5 protein-coding genes are annotated in these 3,127 nt (G+C 65.8%); 4 read left to right on the top strand and 1 reads right to left on the bottom strand.

The features are described 5' to 3' along the window. Both VGD20_RS07900 and leuC read left to right on the top strand, forming a co-directional pair. Window positions 1-166: acyl-CoA dehydrogenase family protein (locus VGD20_RS07900; protein WP_331133921.1), on the top strand; the 166-nt coding region annotated here is incomplete at its 5' end. Continuing rightward, window positions 163-1,575, top strand: coding sequence for a 3-isopropylmalate dehydratase large subunit (gene leuC / locus VGD20_RS07895; protein WP_349256377.1), 1,413 nt, complete (start codon window positions 163-165; stop codon window positions 1,573-1,575). The genes VGD20_RS07900 and leuC, both read left to right, overlap by 4 nt. On the opposite strand, the gene leuD is transcribed toward leuC, so the two are convergent. Continuing rightward, complete coding sequence (leuD, locus tag VGD20_RS07890; protein WP_331133919.1) at window positions 1,572-2,141, bottom strand: 3-isopropylmalate dehydratase small subunit; 570 nt, start codon at window positions 2,139-2,141, stop codon at window positions 1,572-1,574. The two genes, leuC and leuD, sit on opposite strands and share 4 nt — an antisense overlap. Window positions 2,142-2,301: 160 nt before the next feature. On the opposite strand from leuD, the gene VGD20_RS07885 reads away from it, so the two are divergent. After that, window positions 2,302-2,808: a MarR family winged helix-turn-helix transcriptional regulator gene (locus VGD20_RS07885; RefSeq protein WP_331133918.1), complete on the top strand. Its 507-nt coding sequence runs from the start codon at window positions 2,302-2,304 to the stop codon at window positions 2,806-2,808. 91 nt (window positions 2,809-2,899) lie between these two features. Then, window positions 2,900-3,127: NADPH-dependent FMN reductase (locus VGD20_RS07880; protein WP_331133917.1), on the top strand; the 228-nt coding region annotated here is incomplete at its 3' end.

Here is a 3,127-nt window from a genome sequence, read left to right as displayed (position 1 = left end):
CCATGGCGGCATCGGATACTCGCGCCACAAGCCGTTCGAGCATATCTACCGCCACCACCGCCGCTATCGCATCACCGAAGGCGCCGAAGAAATCCAGATGCGAAAAGTCGCGGCTTACCTCTTCGGGTTCCTCGGGCCGCGAAAAGAGACGCTGGGGACATTGTGACCCGTCCGCGCACGCTTTACGACAAGATATGGGATGCGCACGCCGTCGCCGACGATGATGGCGAGACGTTGCTTTATATCGACCTGCACCTGCTCCACGAGGTGACGTCGCCGCAGGCTTTCGCCGGGCTTGCGGCCGCGGGGCGCAATGTGCGGCGTCCGGCGCGCGCGCTGGCGCTGTCCGACCATAATGTGCCGACGATCGGGCAGGCCGCGGGGCCGGCGGGGGTCGCCGATGCCGAGGCGCGCGCGCAGCTAGAAGCGCTCGTCGCCAATACGCGCCGCTTCGGGATCGAGAATTTCGCGATGGGCGATCCGCGCGGCGGCATCGTCCACGTCGTCGGGCCCGAGCAAGGGCGTTCGCAGCCGGGGATGACGATCGTTTGCGGCGACAGCCATACGTCAACACATGGTGCGTTCGGTGCGCTCGCCTTCGGGATCGGCACGTCGGAGGTCGAGCATGTGCTGGCGACGCAGACGATCCGCCAGCGCAAGTCACGCAACATGCGGATCAACGTCGCGGGACGACTGGCGCCGCACGTCTACGCCAAGGACCTCGCGCTGCACCTGCTCGCCGCGATCGGGGTCGACGGAGCGAGCGGGCACGTCATCGAATATACGGGTCCGGCGATCCACGCGCTGTCGATGGAAGCGCGCATGACGCTGTGCAACCTCAGCATCGAAATGGGTGCGCGGGCCGGGTTGATCGCGCCCGACGCAACGAGCTTCGCCTATCTGGAAGGGCGCCCCGCAGCGCCCGAAGGCGCGGCGTGGGAGGCGGCGCTGGCGCGCTGGCGCGCGCTCGCTACCGATGTCGGCGCGGTTTTCGATCGCGATCTGGCATTCGATGCGGCAGAGGTGCGACCGATGGTCAGCTGGGGCACGAACCCGTCGCAATCGGTTGCCGTCGACGCCCGCATTCCCGACCCCGCGATGCTCGCGGATGCCGACGCGCGCGCGGCCGCCGAGCGCGCGCTCACCTATATGGACCTGACACCCGGAGGGAAGATTGCGGGAACGCGGCTCGACCGCGTTTTCATCGGCAGCTGCACCAACAGCCGGATCGAGGATCTGCGCATCGCCGCCGATATCGTCCGCGGCCGGAAAGTCGCGCCGCATATCCGCGCGATGGTGGTGCCGGGATCGGGGCTGGTGAAGCGCGAGGCCGAGGCCGAGGGTATCGATGCCGTGCTGCGCGCGGCGGGCTTCGACTGGCGCGAGCCCGGATGTTCGATGTGCGTCGGGATGAACGCGGATGCGCTGCAGCCCGGCGAACGCTGCGCCGCGACGTCGAACCGCAATTTCGAGAACCGGCAGGGGCGCGGCGGACGGACGCACTTGATGAGCCCCGCGCTCGCCGCCGCAAGCGCGATCGCAGGGTATATCGCCGACCCGGCGAGCCTCGACTAGAGGCGTTGCTCGAAACGTGCGATCGCGGCTTCGTGACGCAGCGTGCGTGCGATATCGTCAAGCCCCTCGATCAGCGTCCGCCGGTCGCCGGGATCGATGGCGAACGCGATCGTTTCGCCCGACGCGAGGGTGATGCGCTGTTCGACGAGGTCGACGCTGATCTGCGCAATCCCCTCGCGCAGCCGGTCGCACCGGTCATCGGGCAGCCGGACGAGCAGCAGGCCGTTCTTGCGCGCATTGCCGGCAAAGATGTCGCCGAAGCTCGGCGCGACGACGCAGCGGATGCCGAAGTCCGCGAGCGCCCACACAGCATGCTCGCGTGACGAGCCGCAGCCGAAATTGCGATCGGCGATCAGGATTCGGGCATGCCGGCCCACCGGGTGATTGAGGATGAAGTCACTGCGCTCGGTGCCGCCGGGCGTATAGCGAAGCTCGCGAAACAGGTGCTGCCCGAGCCCGCTGCGCGTCAGCGCCTTCATGTAGCGCGCCGGGATGATCATGTCGGTGTCGACATTGGCGAGGGGCAGCGGCGCCGCGATGGCGGTCAGCCGGTCGAATTTTTCCATGGAGCCTTCCAATTAACTTAGATATCTAAGTATATTCCGGAAATGCTTTTGTCCAAGGATATTGCGATGCCGAAGCAACTTGCCGCGCGAATCATAGAGCCCTAAGGTTCGGATCATCGCGGCACTGCTCCGCGGCATGGGCGGGCGAAGGGGAAAAATATTGGCCAGGAAGAATGAAGCGTTTCGGCATCCCGCCGAATATTACACCAACCCGGAAAACAGCATCGGCTACCTTGCCCGCATCGTTTTCCGGTCCTTCTCGCGGCTGCTGGAGCGCGGTACGCTGACCCACGACGTATCGGCAGGGCAGTGGCGTTTCCTGCGGCAGTTGTGGCGCGAGGACGGCATCACCCAGCGCGAGCTCAGCGAACGCGTCGGGATGCGGGAGCCGACGACGGTGGTCGCGCTGAAGGGCCTCGAAAAGGCGGGCTTCATCACGCGCAAGAAGACGACCGACGACCGCCGCAAGACCTTCATCCACCTGACCCCGCACGCGAAGAAGCTCGAACTCATCCTCGCGCCGATGAACGCCGAAGTGCACGAGGTGGCGACGCGCGGGATGACCGACGACGAGGTCGAAACGCTGCAGGCGCTGCTCCGGCGCGTGATCGACAATCTGGCGGACGAGACCGCCAAGCTTGCCGTCCTCTCGGACATCAAGGCCTGAGACAGGTCTCGGCTTGTGCCGGGAACAATGGAGTTGCGGTTCCTCGCGGCAATAGGTTAGTATACTAACTAAATTGTCGCGGGAGGAAAAATTGACCAATATTGCAGTCATCGTCGGAAGCACGCGCGAAGGGTCGTTCAACCGCGCGTTGGGAAAGCTCGCGATGCGCGCGCTGGAGGCGCATGGCGCCACCGTCGCCGATGTCGATCTCGCGACTTTCGACCTGCCGCTCTATTCGGCGGCGCTCGAAGCCGGTGCCTTTCCGGCCGACGCGCGGCGGCTGAAGGAACTCTTCGCCGCACAGGACGGGCTGCTGTTC

The sequence above is a fragment of the Sphingopyxis sp. genome (genome assembly GCF_036402335.1).
In the GTDB taxonomy this organism is placed as follows: domain Bacteria; phylum Pseudomonadota; class Alphaproteobacteria; order Sphingomonadales; family Sphingomonadaceae; genus Sphingopyxis.
The sequence above is the reverse complement of the archived record's forward strand: the minus strand, read 5'-3'. Positions and strand labels throughout refer to the sequence as shown.

Excerpts from the sequence above, each read along its gene's own strand:
- leuD (WP_331133919.1), bottom strand. The coding sequence starts at position 2,141 with ATGGAAAAATTCGACCGGCTGACCGCCATCGCGGCGCCGCTGCCCCTC.